Source organism: Pseudoxanthomonas sp. 22568, from assembly GCF_052044485.1.
In the GTDB taxonomy this organism is placed as follows: Bacteria; Pseudomonadota; Gammaproteobacteria; order Xanthomonadales; family Xanthomonadaceae; genus Pseudoxanthomonas_A; species Pseudoxanthomonas_A beigongshangi.
This window is the reverse complement of record NZ_JBQENC010000003.1, coordinates 18190-35076: the sequence shown is the minus strand read 5'-3', so window position 1 is coordinate 35076 and position 16887 is coordinate 18190. Positions and strand designations below refer to the sequence as shown.

General features: G+C 67.3%; 15 protein-coding genes. 10 read left to right on the top strand and 5 right to left on the bottom strand.

The window, feature by feature from the left end:
- Nucleotides 1–211 precede the first annotated feature (211 nt).
- Together ACTJI2_RS04450 and ACTJI2_RS04445 are read left to right on the top strand one after the other, a co-directional pair.
- Nucleotides 212–1333: a hypothetical protein gene (locus ACTJI2_RS04450; RefSeq protein ID WP_318289053.1), complete on the top strand. Its 1122-nt coding sequence runs from the start codon at nucleotides 212–214 to the stop codon at nucleotides 1331–1333.
- Between the two features lie 2 nt (nucleotides 1334–1335).
- Nucleotides 1336–2973 (top strand): alkaline phosphatase D family protein, encoded by a 1638-nt coding sequence (locus tag ACTJI2_RS04445; RefSeq protein ID WP_318289351.1) that lies wholly within the window; start codon nucleotides 1336–1338, stop codon nucleotides 2971–2973.
- 45 nt (nucleotides 2974–3018) lie between these two features.
- Here ACTJI2_RS04445 and ptsJ read toward each other — a convergent pair whose 3' ends face one another.
- Nucleotides 3019–4317: a MocR-like B6 salvage transcription factor PtsJ gene (gene ptsJ, locus ACTJI2_RS04440; RefSeq protein ID WP_318289052.1), complete on the bottom strand. Its 1299-nt coding sequence runs from the start codon at nucleotides 4315–4317 to the stop codon at nucleotides 3019–3021.
- Nucleotides 4318–4523: 206 nt separating this feature from the next.
- Between ptsJ and ACTJI2_RS04435 the strand changes: the two genes are divergently transcribed.
- The 7 genes from ACTJI2_RS04435 to ACTJI2_RS04405 all read left to right on the top strand — a co-directional run bounded on the left by ACTJI2_RS04435 (nucleotide 4524) and on the right by ACTJI2_RS04405 (nucleotide 8726).
- Entirely contained in the window at nucleotides 4524–5219 is a 696-nt protein-coding gene (locus tag ACTJI2_RS04435; RefSeq protein ID WP_203323073.1) for a YggS family pyridoxal phosphate-dependent enzyme, read from the top strand.
- Nucleotides 5216–6118, top strand: a complete 903-nt coding sequence (gene pdxK, locus ACTJI2_RS04430) for a pyridoxine/pyridoxal/pyridoxamine kinase (RefSeq protein ID WP_318289051.1) — start codon at nucleotides 5216–5218, stop codon at nucleotides 6116–6118. Before ACTJI2_RS04435 ends, pdxK begins: the two co-directional genes overlap by 4 nt.
- A gap of 7 nt (nucleotides 6119–6125) precedes the next feature.
- Nucleotides 6126–6359, top strand: coding sequence for a cytoplasmic protein (locus tag ACTJI2_RS04425; RefSeq protein WP_183636216.1), 234 nt, complete (start codon nucleotides 6126–6128; stop codon nucleotides 6357–6359).
- 54 nt (nucleotides 6360–6413) lie between these two features.
- Entirely contained in the window at nucleotides 6414–7124 is a 711-nt protein-coding gene (locus tag ACTJI2_RS04420; RefSeq protein ID WP_318289049.1) for a MarR family winged helix-turn-helix transcriptional regulator, read from the top strand.
- Between the two features lie 24 nt (nucleotides 7125–7148).
- The gene (locus ACTJI2_RS04415) at nucleotides 7149–7385 is read left to right on the top strand and encodes a hypothetical protein (protein WP_318289048.1); all 237 of its coding nucleotides are present in this window, start codon (nucleotides 7149–7151) and stop codon (nucleotides 7383–7385) included.
- A 73-nt stretch (nucleotides 7386–7458) separates the two neighbouring features.
- On the top strand, nucleotides 7459–8028 hold the full coding sequence (locus ACTJI2_RS04410) for a TlpA family protein disulfide reductase (protein WP_318289047.1): 570 nt from the start codon (nucleotides 7459–7461) through the stop codon (nucleotides 8026–8028).
- Nucleotides 8025–8726 carry a glutamine amidotransferase-related protein gene (locus ACTJI2_RS04405; RefSeq protein ID WP_318289046.1) on the top strand — a complete coding sequence of 234 codons (702 nt, stop codon included), beginning with the start codon at nucleotides 8025–8027 and terminating at the stop codon, nucleotides 8724–8726. The genes ACTJI2_RS04410 and ACTJI2_RS04405 overlap by 4 nt, the downstream gene beginning before the upstream one ends.
- Nucleotides 8727–8768: 42 nt before the next feature.
- On the opposite strand, the gene ACTJI2_RS04400 is transcribed toward ACTJI2_RS04405, so the two are convergent.
- Together ACTJI2_RS04400 and ACTJI2_RS04395 are read right to left on the bottom strand one after the other, a co-directional pair.
- Complete coding sequence (locus ACTJI2_RS04400; protein WP_440841232.1) at nucleotides 8769–10217, bottom strand: amidohydrolase family protein; 1449 nt, start codon at nucleotides 10215–10217, stop codon at nucleotides 8769–8771.
- Between the two features lie 138 nt (nucleotides 10218–10355).
- Nucleotides 10356–11036 (bottom strand): ankyrin repeat domain-containing protein, encoded by a 681-nt coding sequence (locus ACTJI2_RS04395; RefSeq protein ID WP_183636199.1) that lies wholly within the window; start codon nucleotides 11034–11036, stop codon nucleotides 10356–10358.
- A 105-nt stretch (nucleotides 11037–11141) separates the two neighbouring features.
- Here ACTJI2_RS04395 and ACTJI2_RS04390 point away from each other — a divergent pair, with 105 nt between their 5' ends.
- Nucleotides 11142–12026, top strand: coding sequence for a LysR substrate-binding domain-containing protein (locus ACTJI2_RS04390; protein ID WP_318289044.1), 885 nt, complete (start codon nucleotides 11142–11144; stop codon nucleotides 12024–12026).
- Between the two features lie 21 nt (nucleotides 12027–12047).
- Here the strand turns inward: ACTJI2_RS04390 and ACTJI2_RS04385 are convergent, their stop codons facing one another.
- Both ACTJI2_RS04385 and ACTJI2_RS04380 read right to left on the bottom strand, forming a co-directional pair.
- A complete protein-coding gene (locus ACTJI2_RS04385; RefSeq protein ID WP_318289043.1) occupies nucleotides 12048–13568 on the bottom strand; it encodes a tryptophan halogenase family protein in 1521 nt (506 codons plus the stop codon).
- A gap of 85 nt (nucleotides 13569–13653) precedes the next feature.
- Entirely contained in the window at nucleotides 13654–16740 is a 3087-nt protein-coding gene (locus tag ACTJI2_RS04380) for a TonB-dependent receptor (RefSeq protein WP_318289042.1), read from the bottom strand.
- Nucleotides 16741–16887: the final 147 nt, after the last annotated feature.

The window sequence follows — 16887 nt, the reverse complement described above, 5'->3', positions numbered from 1 at the left end:
GCGCGAGGCCGGCGACCCTCCCCTTCCCGCGACGTGCACGGATCCGGCCCGGCGTCGCGGGCCCTCTCCGCACCGGTGGCTCGGCGCGGATTCCGCCTCGACGGACATGTTCATGCACCCTCCCCGTTCCTTGCCTACCTGCATGCGCCGTGATGGCCATCGACTCCCGCACCGGATCCGATGGTTCGCCGGCCTCTGCCTGATATCCATCGTGTCCGGCGTGTCCATCCCGGCGTGGGCCGGCACCGCGAATCCCGTGCCCGCGCCGCGGCTGCCGTCAACGCAGAACGGCGGCACGTGGGCTTCCGGACATGTCCAGGGCATCGCGGTGGATCTCGAACGTGGCCATGTCTATTACTCGTTCACCGATCTGCTGGCGAAGTACGACTTCAGCGGCAGGCTGATTGGCACGCTGGTGGGCTGGAGCGGCCATCTGGGCGATCTCGACTTCAATCCGGACGACGGCAAGCTCTACGGTTCGCTCGAGTACAAGGCTGACCAGGCGTTCTATATCGCCGTCATCGATGTGGACCGCATCGACCGCATCGGCGTCTCAGCCGACGGCACGGATATCCTGCGTACCGTCTACCTGCCGGAGGTGGCCGCAGACTACACCGCCGACCTGGACGGCAATGGCCGCTTCGACGGCAATGTCGCGGCCACGCCCGATCACCGCTACGGCTGTTCCGGCATCGACGGCGTCGGCTTTGGTCCGGCCTTCGGCCGGGTGGACGGGTCGCGCCTGCTCACGGTCGCCTACGGCATCTACGGCAACACCGCCCGCGAAGACAACGATCACCAGGTGCTGCTGCAATACGACATCCAGGGATGGGACGCGCTTGCCCGCCCACTGGATGAAGCCGCGCCGCACCACAGCGGTCCGCGTGCACCGCACGGCAAATACTTCGTCCGTACGGGCAACACCACCTATGGCGTGCAAACCCTGGCCTACGACGGCGCATCGCAACGCTGGTTCATGGGCGTGTATCCCGGCAAGAAGCCTTCCTTCGCCAACTACGGATTGTTCGCGATCGACGCGCGCGCCGCGCCACGCCTGGACGATCTGGTGGGTGTTCCCGCTCGCGACGGGGATGGCTGGGAACGGGGCCCTCTGCTTGCACTGGCCGATGAGGGATTGAACGACGAGGCCAGCGGCGTGCGCGGCTGGCATCAGAAAGCCGACGTCGGCTTCCAGCCGGTCGGCCGGGGCCTGTTCTATCTGGCGATCAATTCAGGCGCCAAGGGCGCGCAGACCGCTGAAATCAACCTGACACGGTGGACGGGGAACGTGGACGCGCCCTTCACCCGGGTCGATACGGAGAAACAACCTTGAGCGTGAACATCGAACGTCGTCGCCTGATCGTCGGCGGCACCCTGGGCCTGGGCATGCTGGCGCTGCCGGGCGGCCGCGGCCTGGCGATGGAACTGCTGGGCGCGCGGGGATTCACCCACAGCGTCGCCAGCGGCGAACCCGGACCGGACAGCATGCTGCTGTGGACCCGCTACGTGCCGGCCGGCGGCGCGGACGAAGCGCGGTTGGTCGCGGAAGTGGCGCTGGATCGCGAATTCACCCGGGTGGTCTCGGGCGGCCAGTCCAGCACCGGCGCCCATCGCGACTGGACTGTCAAGCAGACCGTGGACGGACTGCGGCCCGGCACGACGTACTGGTATCGCTTCATCGCGCCGGACGGCACCCAATCGCCGGTCGGCCGCACCCGCACCCTGCCGGAAGGCGAGGTCGAACGGTTCGGACTGGGCCTGTTCTCCTGCTCCAACCTGCCGATGGGCTGGTTCAACGCCTATGCGCACGCGGCGGCGAGCGACGATCTCGACCTGTGGCTGCACGTGGGCGATTACATCTACGAGTACGGTATCGGTTCCTACAAGGAAAAGGACCGCATCGCCGGGCGCGAGGTCCTGCCCGCGCACGACCACGAGATGATCAGCCTGGCCGACTACCGGCTGCGCTTCGCCTGCTACCGGGCGGATCCGGATTTGCGGCAACTGCACCGCATGGCGCCAATGCTGGCGCTGTGGGACGACCACGAAATCACCAACGACAGTTGGGAAGGCGGCGCGCAGAATCACCAGCCGGCCGCCGAGGGCGACTGGAACACCCGGCGCATGGCGGCGATGCAGGCCTATCGCGAGTGGATGCCGATATCGGAAGAACCGTGGAAGGCCTATCCGATCGGCTCCCTCGCGACCCTGTACCGCACCGAATCACGGGTGCTGGCGCGCACGCGGCCACCGGCGGCGGAACTGGCCGAGGCGCACCAGTCAGCGGATCCGGACGCGGCGCTGCGGCGTTTTCGTGACGGTGCCTGGCAGGATCCGGCGGCGACCATGCTAGGTTCGGATCAGGAACACTGGCTGTCGCGCGAATTCGCCCGCAACGCCGCCAGCTCCACCTGGCAGATGGTGGGCATGGGCACGATCCTCGGCCGCACCCTGATGCCGGAGCAGATGCCGGGCTGGCTCCGGCCCGAGGCCGGAGAGCGCGTGGCCGACAAGTTCCGCCGCGACGTGCGCGCGTCGCGCCAGGGCGTGCCGATGTGGATGGACCGCTGGGACGGCTATCCGGCTGCGCGCTCGCGCCTGCTGCGCGCGGCCCAGCAGGCGGACGCGGATCTGGTGATGCTGTCCGGCGACAGCCACAACGCCTGGGCGTACTCGCTGGTCGAGGACGGCCGCCCCGCCGGCACCGAGTTCGCCGGCCACAGCGTGAGCTCGCACGGCATGGAGGGAAACATGGCCGTTGATCCGAAACAGGTCGCCGCCGCCTTCGTCGCCACCAATCCGGAACTGGCCTGGGCCGACACCAGCCAGCGCGGCTACATGCGCCTGGACATCACTCCGCAGCAGGTCATCGGCGAATGGCGGTTCCTGCGCACGGTGAAGGAACGCAGCCTGGCGCTGGCCGGCACCCATCGGCTGTCGGTGGAACGCGGCCGGCGCGGCTTCAAGGCATGAACCTGGCGCCGGCGATCAGCCGGCGCGCGGTCAGCCCGCGTGCAGTCAACCCGCGCGCCCCAGCGCACCGCGCAGGTCGGCGGCGAAGCGCCGGGCCTGTTCCGGCGTCAGCGTCGATATCGTCACACGCAGGCCGCGCGCCGGCCCGCCGACCCCGAAGGCTTCACCCGCCCGCACCAGCCAGCCGTGGCGGGCGAGATCGCCGGCGATCCGCCCACCGTCCGTGGCCAGCGGCAACCAGAGATTGAGGCCGTCCGCCGCCGGGGTCGCGATGTTCTCGCCGCGCAGCGCTTCGGCCAGCTGTTGCCTGCGGCGCGCATAGTCCTCCCGCGCCCCCTTGATCTGCCGGTTGCGCGAATCCAGCAGGCAGGCCTGCGCGATGTCCTGCAGGATGTGGCTGACCCAACTGGTACCGCCCGCCAGGCGCAGGCGCAGGCGATTCGAGGTCCGCGCATCGGATGCCACGAACGCCAGCCGCAGATCCGGCCCCAGCGCCTTGGACAGCGAACGCACCAGCGCCCAGCGCTGCGCGTTCTTCGGAATCACGTCGTGGTACGGCGCCTGTGCCAGCAGCGCGAAATGGTCATCCACGATCACCAGCACATGCGGATGGCGCGCAAGCACGGCGCGCAGCGCCTTCGCGCGGCTGGCGCCCAGGCTGCAACCGGTGGGGTTGTGCGCGCGCGGCGTGATGATCACCGCCTGTGCGCCCTGCTCCAACGCGGCTTCGAGCGCGTCCGCGCGCATGCCCTGGCCATCGATGGGCACGCCGATGGCTTCGAAGCCGGCGGTGCGCAGGGTGTTGATGCTGCTGAGGAAGCACGGATCCTCCACCGCCACCCGATCGCCCGGCGCGAGATAGGCGGCGAGCAGGCGCTCGACCGCATCGACCGCGCCGTGGGTCAGATCGATGGCCGGCCCGGCCGGGCAATCGGGCGACAACCATGCGCGGCCATAGGCCTCCAGCTCGGGATTCATCAACGGCGCGCCATAAAGCCGCGGCGGTCGCCGTTGCGAGGCCAGCGCGGCGGCGGGATCGGGCAGCCAGTCCGGATTCGGATTGCCGCCGGCCAGATCGATCAATGGCGTGGCATGCGGTGTGCCCTCCTGCTCGCCCAGCACCTCGTCGCCGCGGATCACCGTGCCCAGCCTGCCCTGGGTGGCGGCGATACCCGCCGCGACCAGGCGCTTGTAGGCGGCGGCGACGGTGTTGCGGTTGACGTCCAGGTTGAGCGCCAGTTCCCGCACCGGCGGCAGCGAATCGCCCGGTCGCAATTGCCCGCTCCGCACCAGCAGGCGGATGCGCTCGAAGATCTCGGCGGCGGTGTTTCCGGTGATTTTCATATTGTCCTATGACAATATAGAATCTGACCTGTGTCAACGGCGCCCGTACCAACCGCGCGCTCCACGCAAAGGAAACCATCCCGGTGAACACCTCCTCCCCCGCTCCCGTTCCGTCCACGCCCACGTCGCATTCGCGGCACGGGCGCTATCCGCGCGCCGAAAGCGTCGAGGACTTCCGCCACAACCTCGCCGCAGTCGATGCACGCATGCGGGCGGCCTGCGCGCGGATCGGTCGCGATCCCGCCGGCGTGCGCCTGCTGCCGGTCAGCAAGACCATGGACGAGCCGCACATCCGCCTGGCCCATGCTGCGGGCTGCCGCCTGCTCGGAGAAAACAAGGTGCAGGAAGCCCATCGCAAGTGGGAGGCGATGGCCGATCTCACGGATCTGCGCTGGTCGGTCATCGGCCACCTGCAGACCAACAAGGCCAAGCTGGTGGCGCGGTTCGCCGCCGAGTTCCAGGCGCTGGACAGCCTGCGCGTGGCCGAGGCACTGGATCGGCGCCTGCAACTGGAAGGACGCGGGCTGGACGTGTTCGTTCAGGTCAACACCTCGGGCGAGGCCAGCAAGTACGGCCTGCCGGAGGAGGAGGTCGCCGCCTTCTTGCGCGAACTGCCCGCCTTCTCCGCCCTGCGGGTACGCGGCCTGATGACCCTGGCGGTGTTCTCCGAGGATGCCGAGCGGGTGCGCCGCTGTTTCGTGCAGCTGCGGGAACTGCGTGATCGCCTGCGCGATCAGGCGCCCGCCGGCATCGAACTGCATGAATTGTCGATGGGCATGTCCGGCGATTACGAGATCGCGATCGAGGAAGGCGCCACCGTCGTGCGGGTCGGCCAGGCCATCTTCGGCGCCCGCGCCCTGCCCGACAGCCACTTCTGGCCCGGCGAAGGCAGCGCGGCATGAGCCTGCGCGACGACGGCGGCGCTGGACTGGCGGAGCGGCTGGCGACGGTGACCCACCAGGTGGACGCCACGTCGTTGCCATTGCGGCTGGATGTGGTGTCCGTGCAGTCACAGGTCGTCTATGGCCGGGTCGGCAACGCCGTCGCCGTACCGGCCTTGGAGGCGCACGGATTGAGCGTGGCTGCGGTGCCCACGGTGCTGCTGAGCAACACGCCGCACTATCCCAGCCTGCATGGCGGCGTCATCCCGCTGCCGTGGTTCGAAGGCTATCTGTCGGACCTGCGCGCGCGCGGCGCGCTGCGGCAACTACGCGCGGTGGTGGTCGGCTACCTCGGCGAGCCCGCGCAGGCCGCGGCGCTGGCGGTTTGGATCGCCCGGCTTCGCGTGGAACTGCCGGAGCTGCAACTGTTTGTCGACCCGGTGATCGGCGATCACGACAGCGGCATCTATGTCGACCCCGGCATGATCGACGCCTACCGGCGCCATCTGCTGCCCCTCGCCGATGGCATCACCCCGAACGGATTCGAACTCGCGCAACTGGTGCCGGATCATGGCCGCGCCCCCGAAAGCGTGTTCGCCGCAGCGCGCCGCCTGTTGACCGGCCGCACCCGCTGGGCGGTCGTCACCAGCGCGGCGCCGGAGGCATGGGAAGCCGGATGCATGTGGGTGGCGGTCGTCACCCGCGACACCACCCGCGTGATCCGGCATCCGCGCCTGTCCGCCGACACCAAGGGCACCGGCGATCTGTTCAGTGCGGAACTCGCCGCGCGCCTGCTGGCGGGAATTCCGTTGGACGAAGCGGTCGCGCAGGCATGCGAACGCATCGTCGCGGCGCTTCGCCACACCCTGCTCCATCGCAGCGGCGAGCTGCTGCTGCCCGCCTCCTCCCTTTCTCCCTGAGATCACCATGTCCAGCTATCGCCTTCTCGTCCAGCAGCAGGACCGCCACCTGGGTCATTTCGATGCCGAGGGCGCCGAAGCGCTGCAGGCGATTCACCGCATCGCCGCGCTGCTGCGCCCCGAGGACGGTTTCCAGTTGGAGTTGCTGGTGGCGCATGACGAGCGCCGCCTGCTGGAAAGTGGGCCCGAAGGGCTGCGGGTATTGAGCCGGGAGCCGCTGTTCCAACCGGCCTCGCTGTGAGCGCGCCGACGAACGGTCATTGAACGATATAGTTAGGACTCCTACCATATTGCCATGTCCGATCCTTCCCACCAGCGCGAACAGGCGGCCGCGGGCCTCGAGCAACTCGCCTCGCTGGTGCGCGCGCAGGCCTGGCGCAGTGATGCGGGCGCCGCCCTGCCGCCGACTCAGGCGCAGGTATTGCGGATGCTGGCCGCGGCAGCGGACGGGCTGCGCGCGCGCCAGATCGCCGAGCGCCTGAGCGTGTCGCCGGCCAGCCTCAGTGATTCGCTCAAGGCGATGGAAGCCAAGGGCTGGATCCGCCGCCGCGCCGACACGGAGGACCGCCGCGCCAGCATCGTCCGCCTGAGCGCGGCCGGACGCACGCAGGCGAACCGGTTGAAGCATCCCGCCCATGGCCTGGCCGCCCTGTTGCAGGGCCTGGAATCCGACGACGTGGGCGCGCTGCTGCGGGTGAGCCAGTTGCTGATCGCACAGGCACAGCAGCAGGGACTGGCCACCGGCCTGCGGACCTGCCTGGGCTGCCGGTTCTTCCGTCCCTTCGCCAGCGACGATGCGGCGAAACCGCATTTCTGCGCCTTCATCGGCGCCCCGTTCGGCGACGCCGAACTGCGGATCGATTGCGGCGAGCAATCGCCCGCCGAAGACGAACTTCTGTCCGCGAACCGCGAACGGTTCCGGCTTCCCCTTCCGCCCCAGGCGGAAACGAGTGGGCGGCGATCGACTGCCATCGATCGCCGCCCGGTTCCCCCAACGACCCTGTGAAGAGCAGCAAGAGGAGATGCAAGTATGCGCCAGAAAGCCATTTTCTATCACGCCGGTTGCCCGGTCTGCGTCGATGCCGAGCAGCAGCTCGCCACCGCGCTGGATACATCGCGGTTCGATGTTGAAATCGTCCATCTGGGCGAACAGAAGTCCCGTCTCGGCGAAGCCGAAGCGGCCGGGGTGAAATCCGTGCCCGCGCTGGTGCTGGGCGGCCTGCCGCTGCACGTCAACTTCGGCGCCGCGCTGGCCGATCTGCGCTGAGCCGGAAAAACCGTTCGCCCCCACCGACAGGAGAGCGGCGCCCGCATCGCAACGGTGCGGGCGCCCAAGCCATATGGAAAACACCTACCATCCCCCCGCGCCCGCCTGGCAGGTGGACCGCTGGTTCAACACACCCTCGCCGCCGAGCCTGGAATCCCTGCGCGGCAAGGTGATCGTGCTCGAAGCCTTCCAGATGCTCTGCCCCGGCTGCGTTTCGCACGGCCTGCCGCAGGCGCTGCGCGTCCACACCGGCTTTCCACGCGATCAGGTCGCCGTGATCGGGCTGCACACGGTGTTCGAGCATCGCGAGGTGATGACCCACGAGGCATTGCAGGCGTTCCTGCACGAGTACCGCATTCCCTTCCCGGTCGGCGTGGACCGGCCCGCCCCGCGCGGTCCGATTCCGCAGACCATGCGCGCCTACGCCATGCAGGGCACGCCGACCCTCACCCTGATCGATCGCCTCGGCCGGGTCCGCATGCAGCATTTCGGCCAGGTCAGCGACCTGGTGCTGGGCGCGCAGATCGGCGGCCTGCTGGGCGAGCCCGGGACGATCCCGATGGACGATGCGGAGGCTCCCGCCAGCGCCGGCTGTACCGACGAAGGCTGCGCCATCGATGACAACGCGCGGAAAGCCGAATGAAGAACGCGATCGTCATCCAGCACGTGGAATTCGAGGACGCCGGGCACCTGGCGCCGCTGCTGCAAGAACGCGGTTACCGCGTCACCACCTACCGGCCACCGGGCGACGAAGTGTGGTCGATCGATCCGCTGCACGTGGACCTGCTGATCATCCTGGGCGGACCGATGAGCGCCAACGATCATCGTCATGACCCGGCCATCGCCGACGAATTGCGACTGGCATCGATTATCGCCGAGCGCGGTATTCCCCTGCTCGGCATCTGCCTGGGTGCGCAGATCATCGCGCTGGCGCTGGGCGGCACGGTCGCACCGATGCCGGCACGCGAGATCGGCCTGGCGCCGGTCAGGCTTACCCCGGCGGGCCTGCGGTCGCCGCTGCGGCACCTGCCGGCCGGGCAACCGGTACTCCACTGGCACGGCGAAGCCATCACCCTGTCGCCACAGGCCGAACGGCTGGCGGAAACCGACGCCTGCGCGGTCCAGGCATTCCGGATCGGAACCCGCATCCTCGGCCTGCAGTTCCATCCGGAAGCGGAACTGCATCGCCTGCGCGAATGGACCGAAGGCCATGCCGGCGAAGTGCGCGACAGCGGCGTGGATGCGGCCGCGATGCTTCAGCTCGCCGACCAACACGACGAAACCATGCGCGTGCGGAGCCGGCAGGTGTTCGGCGAATGGCTGGACGGCCTGCCCGCGTGAGCGGGGTGGCCGGGCGCGGTCAGTGCCCGGCCGCCCTGAGGTTCAGGGTGCGCGCTGCGCGTTCCAGGCGGCTACCTGACGCCTGGCTTGGTCCAGCATGCGATCCAGATCGGCGCGTTCGTGGACGGCACCACGCAGCACCACCGCATGGATTGCGCGCGTCGCACGGATGTCTTCCAGCGGGTTGGCATCGAGCAGCACCAGATCGGCCGCCTTGCCTGCTTCGATCGCACCATAGCGGTCCAGCCGGCCGAACCAGGCCGGGCCGGCACGGGTGGCGGACGCAAGCGCCTGTGCCGGCGTCAGCCCTTCCTTGACATACAGCGACAGCTCGTCGTGCAGGCCGATGCCGGGATAGTTGTACGAATTGAGGAATCCCGCGTCGGTACCGGCCATGATCGTGACGCCGGCTTCCTGCAGCAGCGGCAGCACCGCCGCCAGTTGGCGGTAGTGCGCGTGACGCACGGCGATTTGCTCCGGCGTCGCCTTGGCCGCGCGTTCCACCCGCCACGCATAAGTCGCCCGCAGGCCCGGGCCGATGTAGGCCAGGTAGTCGTCATCCAGGTGATCGTCGACATCCAGGAAATCGATGATCCGGCCGCCGTTGAGGGTGGGCGTGACGAATACGTCCTTGGCGGCCAGATTGCGGTAGGCGGCCAACGCCGTCTGGCGATCGAATCCCTCCCGCAGGCGCCGGTTGGCCTCGGCGCGATCGATGCGGCCAGCGGCGAAATCGGCCGCAATCGCGGCCTCGCCCTTCACTCCTGCCTTGTACGCATAGTCGATGTGCTCCAGCGAACGGATGCCCGCGTCCACCGCCTGCGCGACGGTCAATGCCATCGGAATGTGGCCGGACGTGCGCAAGCCGGCTTCGCGTGCGCGGGAGAGCGCATACAGGAACAGCGGCGGCGTCAGGGTGCTGTCGGTGATCTTGACGAAATCGACCCGATCGCGCCGCAGCCGTTCCAGCGCCGCATCCACGCCGGCCTCGTCTCCGACTTCCAGTGTGCCCTTCCAGACCGGCCGGATGCCCTCGATCTTGGCCCCGGAGGTGAACAGCTGCGGCCCCGCCAGTTTCCCGCTGCGGATCGCCTCGCGCCATTCCAGCACCTGCACAGGCAGATCCCCGGAAGCATCGCGGATGCTGGTGATGCCGTGGGCGACGTACAGCGGCAGCAGCGCCTTGTTCTCCTCGATCAGTGCCGGACCGCCGCCGAAATGCACATGCATGTCCCACAGGCCCGGAATCAGGAACCTTCCGCCGCCCTCGATGCTGCGTCCGGCCTGCCAGCGGGCAGCGATCTCCGCGTCCGGTCCTACCGCGACGATGTCCTCTCCGCGCAGCACCACCGCCTGCCCGGGCAGCACGCGCGCACCGGCGACGTCGATGACGGCGGCGTGGCGGATGATGACGTCGGCGCGCTCGGCGGCGATGGCCGGCGTCGAGAATGCCAGCGCCAGCGGGAGTGCGGAAAGCAGTGACTTGAGCATGGGGTGTCCAGGTTCGCGGTGACTGCGCGCCGTTGCCGGGCGCGCGTGAATCGAAAGGGTTGGCTGCGCGCCAGGAGATGCGCGCAGCCAACCGATGCCGGGAGGAAAAACGACAGGCCGGACCACCCGGCCGGCCTGCTATCCGCGCGCGCCGGCCCGCACGAGAAGATCGACGATGCCGTGCTGCTGGCGACGACGCGCGTGCTGCAGCGGGGTGACGCCTTCACCGTCGGCGAGATTCACGTCGGCATCCGCCGCGATCAACGCCTCCACGATGCGCACGTGCCGCGGGCCGCCCTGGCCGAGGATGATCGCCTCCAGCAGCGCGGTCCAGCCGAGCCGGTTGACGTGGTCAACATCCACGCCGGCCTCGATCAAGGTCTTCACCGTCTCCACGTGACCGCGTTCGGCGGCCGGAATCAGCGCGGTTCCACCGTAGCGGTTGGTGCTGAGCAGATCCGCGCCGTGGGCCAGGGTCATCCGCAGGATTTCCAGATGCCCGCGCGCGCCGGCATAGAGGTAGGGGCTGTCCTGGATGGCGTCCTTGGCATTGACGTCGGCGCCGGCCTGGATCAGCACCCGCGCGGCTTCGATCTGGTTCGCGTGGGTGGCGAGCAACAACGCGGTGCGTCCCTCGCCATCGCGGGCGTCCACCGCGGCGCCTTGCCGGATCAGGGTATCGACACCGCGCGCATCGCCGGCGCTGGCGGCCTTCCACAAACGGTTTTCCAACTCTCCTCCCTTCACGCTGGCCATCGCCGCCAACAGCAGCAACGTGGCGGTCAGGACGACCGCACCCAGGCGGAACAACGATGGCATCGGCAACTCCCGGCGAAATCCGCGGCATGGCTTGCCGGGCAAGCTTGCCCGGACCTGCGACCGATGCTAGAACGCGCATGCTCCATCGGGAAATTAAATATTCGAATGGCCGGAATCCAGAAAACGAATAGGCCGCTGATTGAGCTGGATCTGCTGCGGGCGCTGCTGATGGTGGCCGACTGCGGCAGCTTCACCACCGCCGCCATCCACCTGCATTCCACCCAGTCGACCATCAGCCAGAAAGTGCGCCGGCTGGAGGAGCTGACCGGCCACCGCCTGCTGACCCGCGGCACCCGCGACGTCCAGCCCACCGAGGCCGGACACGTGCTGCTCGGCCACGCCCGGCACATGCTCAACGTCAACGACCAGTTGTTCGACAGTCTCGCCGGCGCCACCGTGGCGGTGACCATCCGGCTGGGGGTGCCGGACGATTTCGCCGGCACCCGCGCCACCCGCATGCTGGCCGCGTTCAACCGCCGCCATCCGCAGGTGAAGCTGGAAGTCACCACCGGACTGAGCCGCGATCTCACCCAGGCCTATGACCGGGGCGAGCTCGATCTGGCCCTGGTCAAGCAACGCCGCAATACCCGCGAGGCGGTCCGGTGCTGGCCCGAGCCCTTGCACTGGATCGACAGTCCGCAGCGTCCCTGCCTTCGACAGGATCCGGTGCCGCTGGTGACCTTTCCCATGCGTGGCCTGTACCGGGAAGAGATGATCAGCGCCATCGAAGCCGGCGGGCGGCGCTGGCGCATCGCCTTTTCCAGTTCATCGCTGGCCAGCATCCAGGACGCGGTCGCCGACGGCATGGGCATCAGCCTGCTGCCGCGTCGCGCCATCACCCGCCAGCATCGTGTACTCGATCGGCGCCACGGCCTGCCGCCGGTGGACAGCTACGAAGTCGCCCTGTTCCACCGGCCCAGCGCGGACGCACTGGTACAGGTGCTGGCGACCGAACTGGGGCGGCTGGTGGAAGCGCGGCCACGCGGCTAGGCAGCGGTCCGGCCCGCCGGCTCAGTTCATCTGCGCCTTGCAGTAACGGTCGATGTAGTCCTGGTGGGACGGCATCGTGTCCACGCACGTCGCCAGTGTCCGGCGCACCCGTTCGACGAATCCCGCCAGTTCCTCCTCGGGCATCTCGTCCACGATCGGGTGGTAGCCGCGCGGCACGACACGCTGGCCCAGCATCACCTGCACCCAGCTCGGCAACGCGAAGAAATCCTCGCCGTTGCGGAAGTAGCGCCCGTCCAGGCGGAACAGGTCGACCGTTTCGCGCAGGCTGTCCGGGATCGGCATCGTCCGGCAGTAATCCCAGAACGGGCTGTCGTCGCGCTCGGTGGCGTTGTAGTGGAGGATCAGGAAATCGCGGATCCGCTCGTACTCGAAAATCGAGTCCCGGTTGAAGCGTTCGATCAGCAAGGGATCGAACGTGCGATCCGGGAACAGCCCCAGCAAGCGCTGCAGGCCCGACTGGACCAGGTGGATGCTGGTGGATTCAAGCGGCTCCATGAAGCCGCCGGCCAGACCCAGCGCGATCACGTTGCGGTTCCAGAACCGCCTGCGCCGGCCGGTGGTGAAGCGCAGTGGCCGCGGTTCGATCAACGGGCGGCCATCGAGATTCGCCAGCAGGGTCGCGGCGGCCTCGTCGTCGCCCAGGTGCTCGCTTGAATAGACATAGCCGTTGCCGACGCGATGCTGCAAGGGGATGCGCCACTGCCAACCCGCCGCCCGCGCGGTGGCCCGCGTGTACGGCGTCAGCGGCGCGCTGCCTTCGCAGGTCACCGCCATCGCCCGGTTGCAGGGAAGCCAGTGCGACCAGTCCTCGTAGCCGGTCTTCAACACCTGTTCGATCAACAGGCCGCGAAACCCGGAGCAATCGATGAACAAATCGCCTTCGATGCGTTCGCCGCTTTCCATCACGACCGCCTCGATGAAGCCATCCTCGGCGCGCTGGACCGCGTCCACCACCTTGCCCTCGATGCGTGTCACGCCCCTGCGCTCGGACAGGTTGCGCAGGTAACGTGCATACAGCCCGGCGTCGAAGTGATAGCCGTAGGCGATATCCTCCAGTGGAGAACCGGACGGAGCGCCTTCCGGACTGTTGGTGAACCTGCACAGGGGTGCGGCCACGGTCGGCAACGAATAGGCACCGATCGCCGGCGCGCGGCCGGCCAGGAACAGTTTGAGCCAGAACTGGTGGAAGGGCAGCGGTCCCAGCGAACGCCCCAGCGTGCCGAACCCGTGCACATAGCTGTCGCCGATGCGTGCCCAGTCGTTGAACTGGATCCCCAGCTTGAAGGTGCCCTGGGTATGGGTGACGAAATCGGCCTCCTTGATGCCTAGCACATGCGCGTTGAAGATGCGCATGTGCGGGACACTGGCCTCGCCCACTCCGATGATGCCGATCTCCTCGGACTCGATCAGGCGGATGTCCGCGCCCTTGCCGATGAACGTGGCCAGGGTCGCCGCCGCCATCCAGCCGGAACTGCCACCGCCGACCACGACCACGCGCCGGATGCGGTTGTCTGTGTTCATTCCTGCACTCCCCTCCCCGGGAACGCGCCTGTCGCCAACATGGAAAATCCCCCTCACCCGAGGGTGAGGGGGCGGACAACTCGACTCAGAACTTGTAGGTCAGGCCCAGGTACAGGATGCGCCCGGAGTAGTTGTTGGAGTACGTGCGGGCTTCGGTGTCGTTGCCCAGATACTGCCGTTGCTCAGACTTGGTCGCATTCAGCACCGAACCGGTGAGGGTCAGGTAGTCGGTGATGTTGTACGCGGCGTTCAGATCCAGCTGATCGTAAGGCTCGCTGTAGACCGTGAGACCATTGTCCAGGTTGCCGATCACCTCGCCGCGACGATTGTAGGAAGCACGGGCCAGGAACCGGTCGTTCTCGTAGAACACCGTCAGGTTCGCCTGGTTCTTGGCGCTGCCCGCCAGCGGCGATTCGCCGATGTTCTCGCCGTCGAGAACGATGGAAGCCAGGTTGGTGTCGTTGTACGTGTAGTTGGCCTGGAAGCCGAATCCCGAATCGAAGGTGTGCTGGGCATACAGTTCCACGCCCTGCGACACCGCATCGCGGCCATTGGCATCGGTGCTGTACCCCTGGATGGTCACCGTCTCCCCACCCACCACGAGTTGCTGGTCGCGGACGACCTCGACGGTGAAGTTCTTGACGTTCTTCCGGAACAGTCCTGCGCCCAGCACCGAACCCGGCTTGTAGTACCACTCCAGCCCGACATCGAACTGGGTGGCCTCGAACGGCTGCAGATCCTTATTGCTGCCCGAGCCGTACCAGCCGGGGTTGGTGGTGCCGCCGGCGACACGCCGGTCGTTGCTGTATTCTTCGCTGTAGAACTGCAGCCCGCCCGGATAGGCGATGCTGGTGTAGCCCGCACGGGAAATGACCTTGGAGGCTGCGGCGCGCAGCACCAGGTTCTCGGTCAGGTCATAGGCGATGTTGAAGCTCGGCAGCACGTCGGTGTAGGTCTTGTCCAGCGAGGCCAGTTCGTAGGTCTTCTCGCGCACGTCGCGGCGCACGAAGCCCGACTCGCAGACGGTTCCCGCGGGCGGTTCGCCGGCGGGACATGCCAGCGGGTTGCCATCCGGGCCATCCACGAAGTAGTCCATGAACCGTTCCACCGAGTCCGTGGATTCGGCGCTCTGCTTGGTGCGCACCACGCGCACGCCGATGTTGCCGCGCAGGCGCTCGGTGCGGAAGTTGGCCTGGAAGTAGCCCGAATAGATCTTCTCGCCGACGTTGTAGACGAAGTCGGGTTCGCGACGGTTCTGCATGCCGCCATAGCGGCTGTTGAGGTAGTTGATGTAGGCCGGGAAGTTGATGCCGGGGAAGACATTGGTGTTGAACCCGCCGGCGATGTTGCCGATGGGCTTGGAGTAGAAGAAGCCTGGCTGGGCGATGCCCTTTTCCGGATCGGCGCAGCCGCTGCTCTGGTAGCGGGCATCATAGTCGTCGGGCGAGGCGCCCTGGCAGACCCAGTAGGTATTGCCGGTGTTGCGATGCACCTTGCCGTCCCGGTACTTCGCGCCGAACTGGATCGAATCCAGCCAGCCATCCTCGAACAGCTTGGTGAAGTCGGCCTGGAAGTAGTTCTGCTCGAGTTCGGTTTCCATCCAGGACGAATCGGTCGAGCCGGTGTCGATTTCCGCCACGCCCGCCATCAGCATCTCCTGCAGATTCGGCGAGAAGGTCGCCGTCGGCGTCCCGCTCAGATCCCAGGCGCTGTAGGTATTGCCGGCCTGCCACACGCCGTCGACCTGGCGGCGCGGTTTGGCCGACATGCGGAAGTTCATGGACGGGCCGCCTTCGGACCACGTCCGGCCGCCCTTGAACGATGCCTTCCACAGCGGGCCGATATCCCATTCGATCGCCAGGTCGGCGGTCTGCGAGAGCGCCTTTTCGCGGCTGTAGCCGCCGGTCAGCTGCGGAGTCGGGATGGTGCAGTCGTCCGGCCCCCAGCCACCGGGATCCAGCCCCGCCGCGGCGGCCTCGTCTTCGCTGCAATAGTAGGTCTTGCCCGGCAGCTTTTCGTACTCGGCGCCGGTCACGATGGTGCCGCTGCGATCGAAGGTCAGCCCATTGAGCAGGCGGCCGCCGGGCCAGTTGCCGTCGCCCGAATAGCGAGCCAGGTTCCATTCCGGGATCTTCAGCATGTTCAGGGTGTAATCGCCCTGGAGTTCGAAGCGGAAATAGTTGGCGGTCAGGGTCAGGTTGTCGGTCGGCTTGAACTGGAAAGTCAGCTGCGCGCCCTCGCGTTCGCGTTCTTCCTCGCGCACGGCGAAGTTGACCGAGGTCGGCAGGAAGAAGTTGGAGTAGTAGTCGCCCGTCTGGTTGTAAAAACCCGACTGTCCCCACCAGTATCCAATGCCGTCCTGGGTGAATGGCCTCCCGTTGACGTCGGTCGCGGGTGAGCCCTCGTAGTCATCTCCGTACCACTGGTAATCCTCGGTGCTGACTTCCATGCTGCGACTGGTGCGCTTCTGTTTGGTCACGCCCACCAGCACGCCGAACCGGTCGTCGTCGCTGTGCCAGGAATACATGGCCGACAGCTGCGGGTCGGTGGTCTTGCTGGTGTCCGAATAGGTGCCTTCGACGGTGGCGAAGCCCGAATTGCTCTCCAGATCCAGCGGGCGCCGGGTATGCAGGATCACCGTGCCGCCGATGCCGCCTTCGTCGATGCGTGCCTCCGGGGTCTTGAACAGTTCCGCGCTGGACAGCATGTTGGCTGGCAGCAGCGTGTAGTTGAACGAGCGCGACGCTTCGTCGTTGGTTTCCGACGAGGCGACGTAGTTGCCGTTCAACTGGGTCAGGGTGAGGTCCGAGGACAGGCCGCGCACGCTGACGGTTTTGCCCTCGCCACCGTCGCGGGTGATGATCACGCCGGGCACGCGCTGCAGCGCGTCGGCCACGTTCTTGTCGGGGAATTTGCTGACGTCTTCGGCGGTGATGACTTCGACGACCGCGTTCGCGTTGCGCTTCTGTTCCAGGCTCTGCTCGATCGAGTAGCGGAAACCGGTGACGGTCACCTTGTCGAGGTCGGTGGCGCTGGCGGGCGCGTCGGCCTGCTCCTGGGCTGGCGCCTGCTGGGCGAATGCGCTGCCCGGCAGCGCCGCGGTTGCGGTCAGGGCGATGGCGATCGCCGTGGATAGTGAATTCCTGATGCGCTTGCGTGGAACCTGGTTCATTTCAATCACCCTCTCCTGGATTGAATAACGGTTGCTGACGCGGAATTTTTATATCGATCTAAATTTCTGTAGCGATTTACCTCGTTGCAAATGCGCGCACCCACTCCGTCGCCGGAATGCCGTATGCACTTCGATTACCCGCCGTTG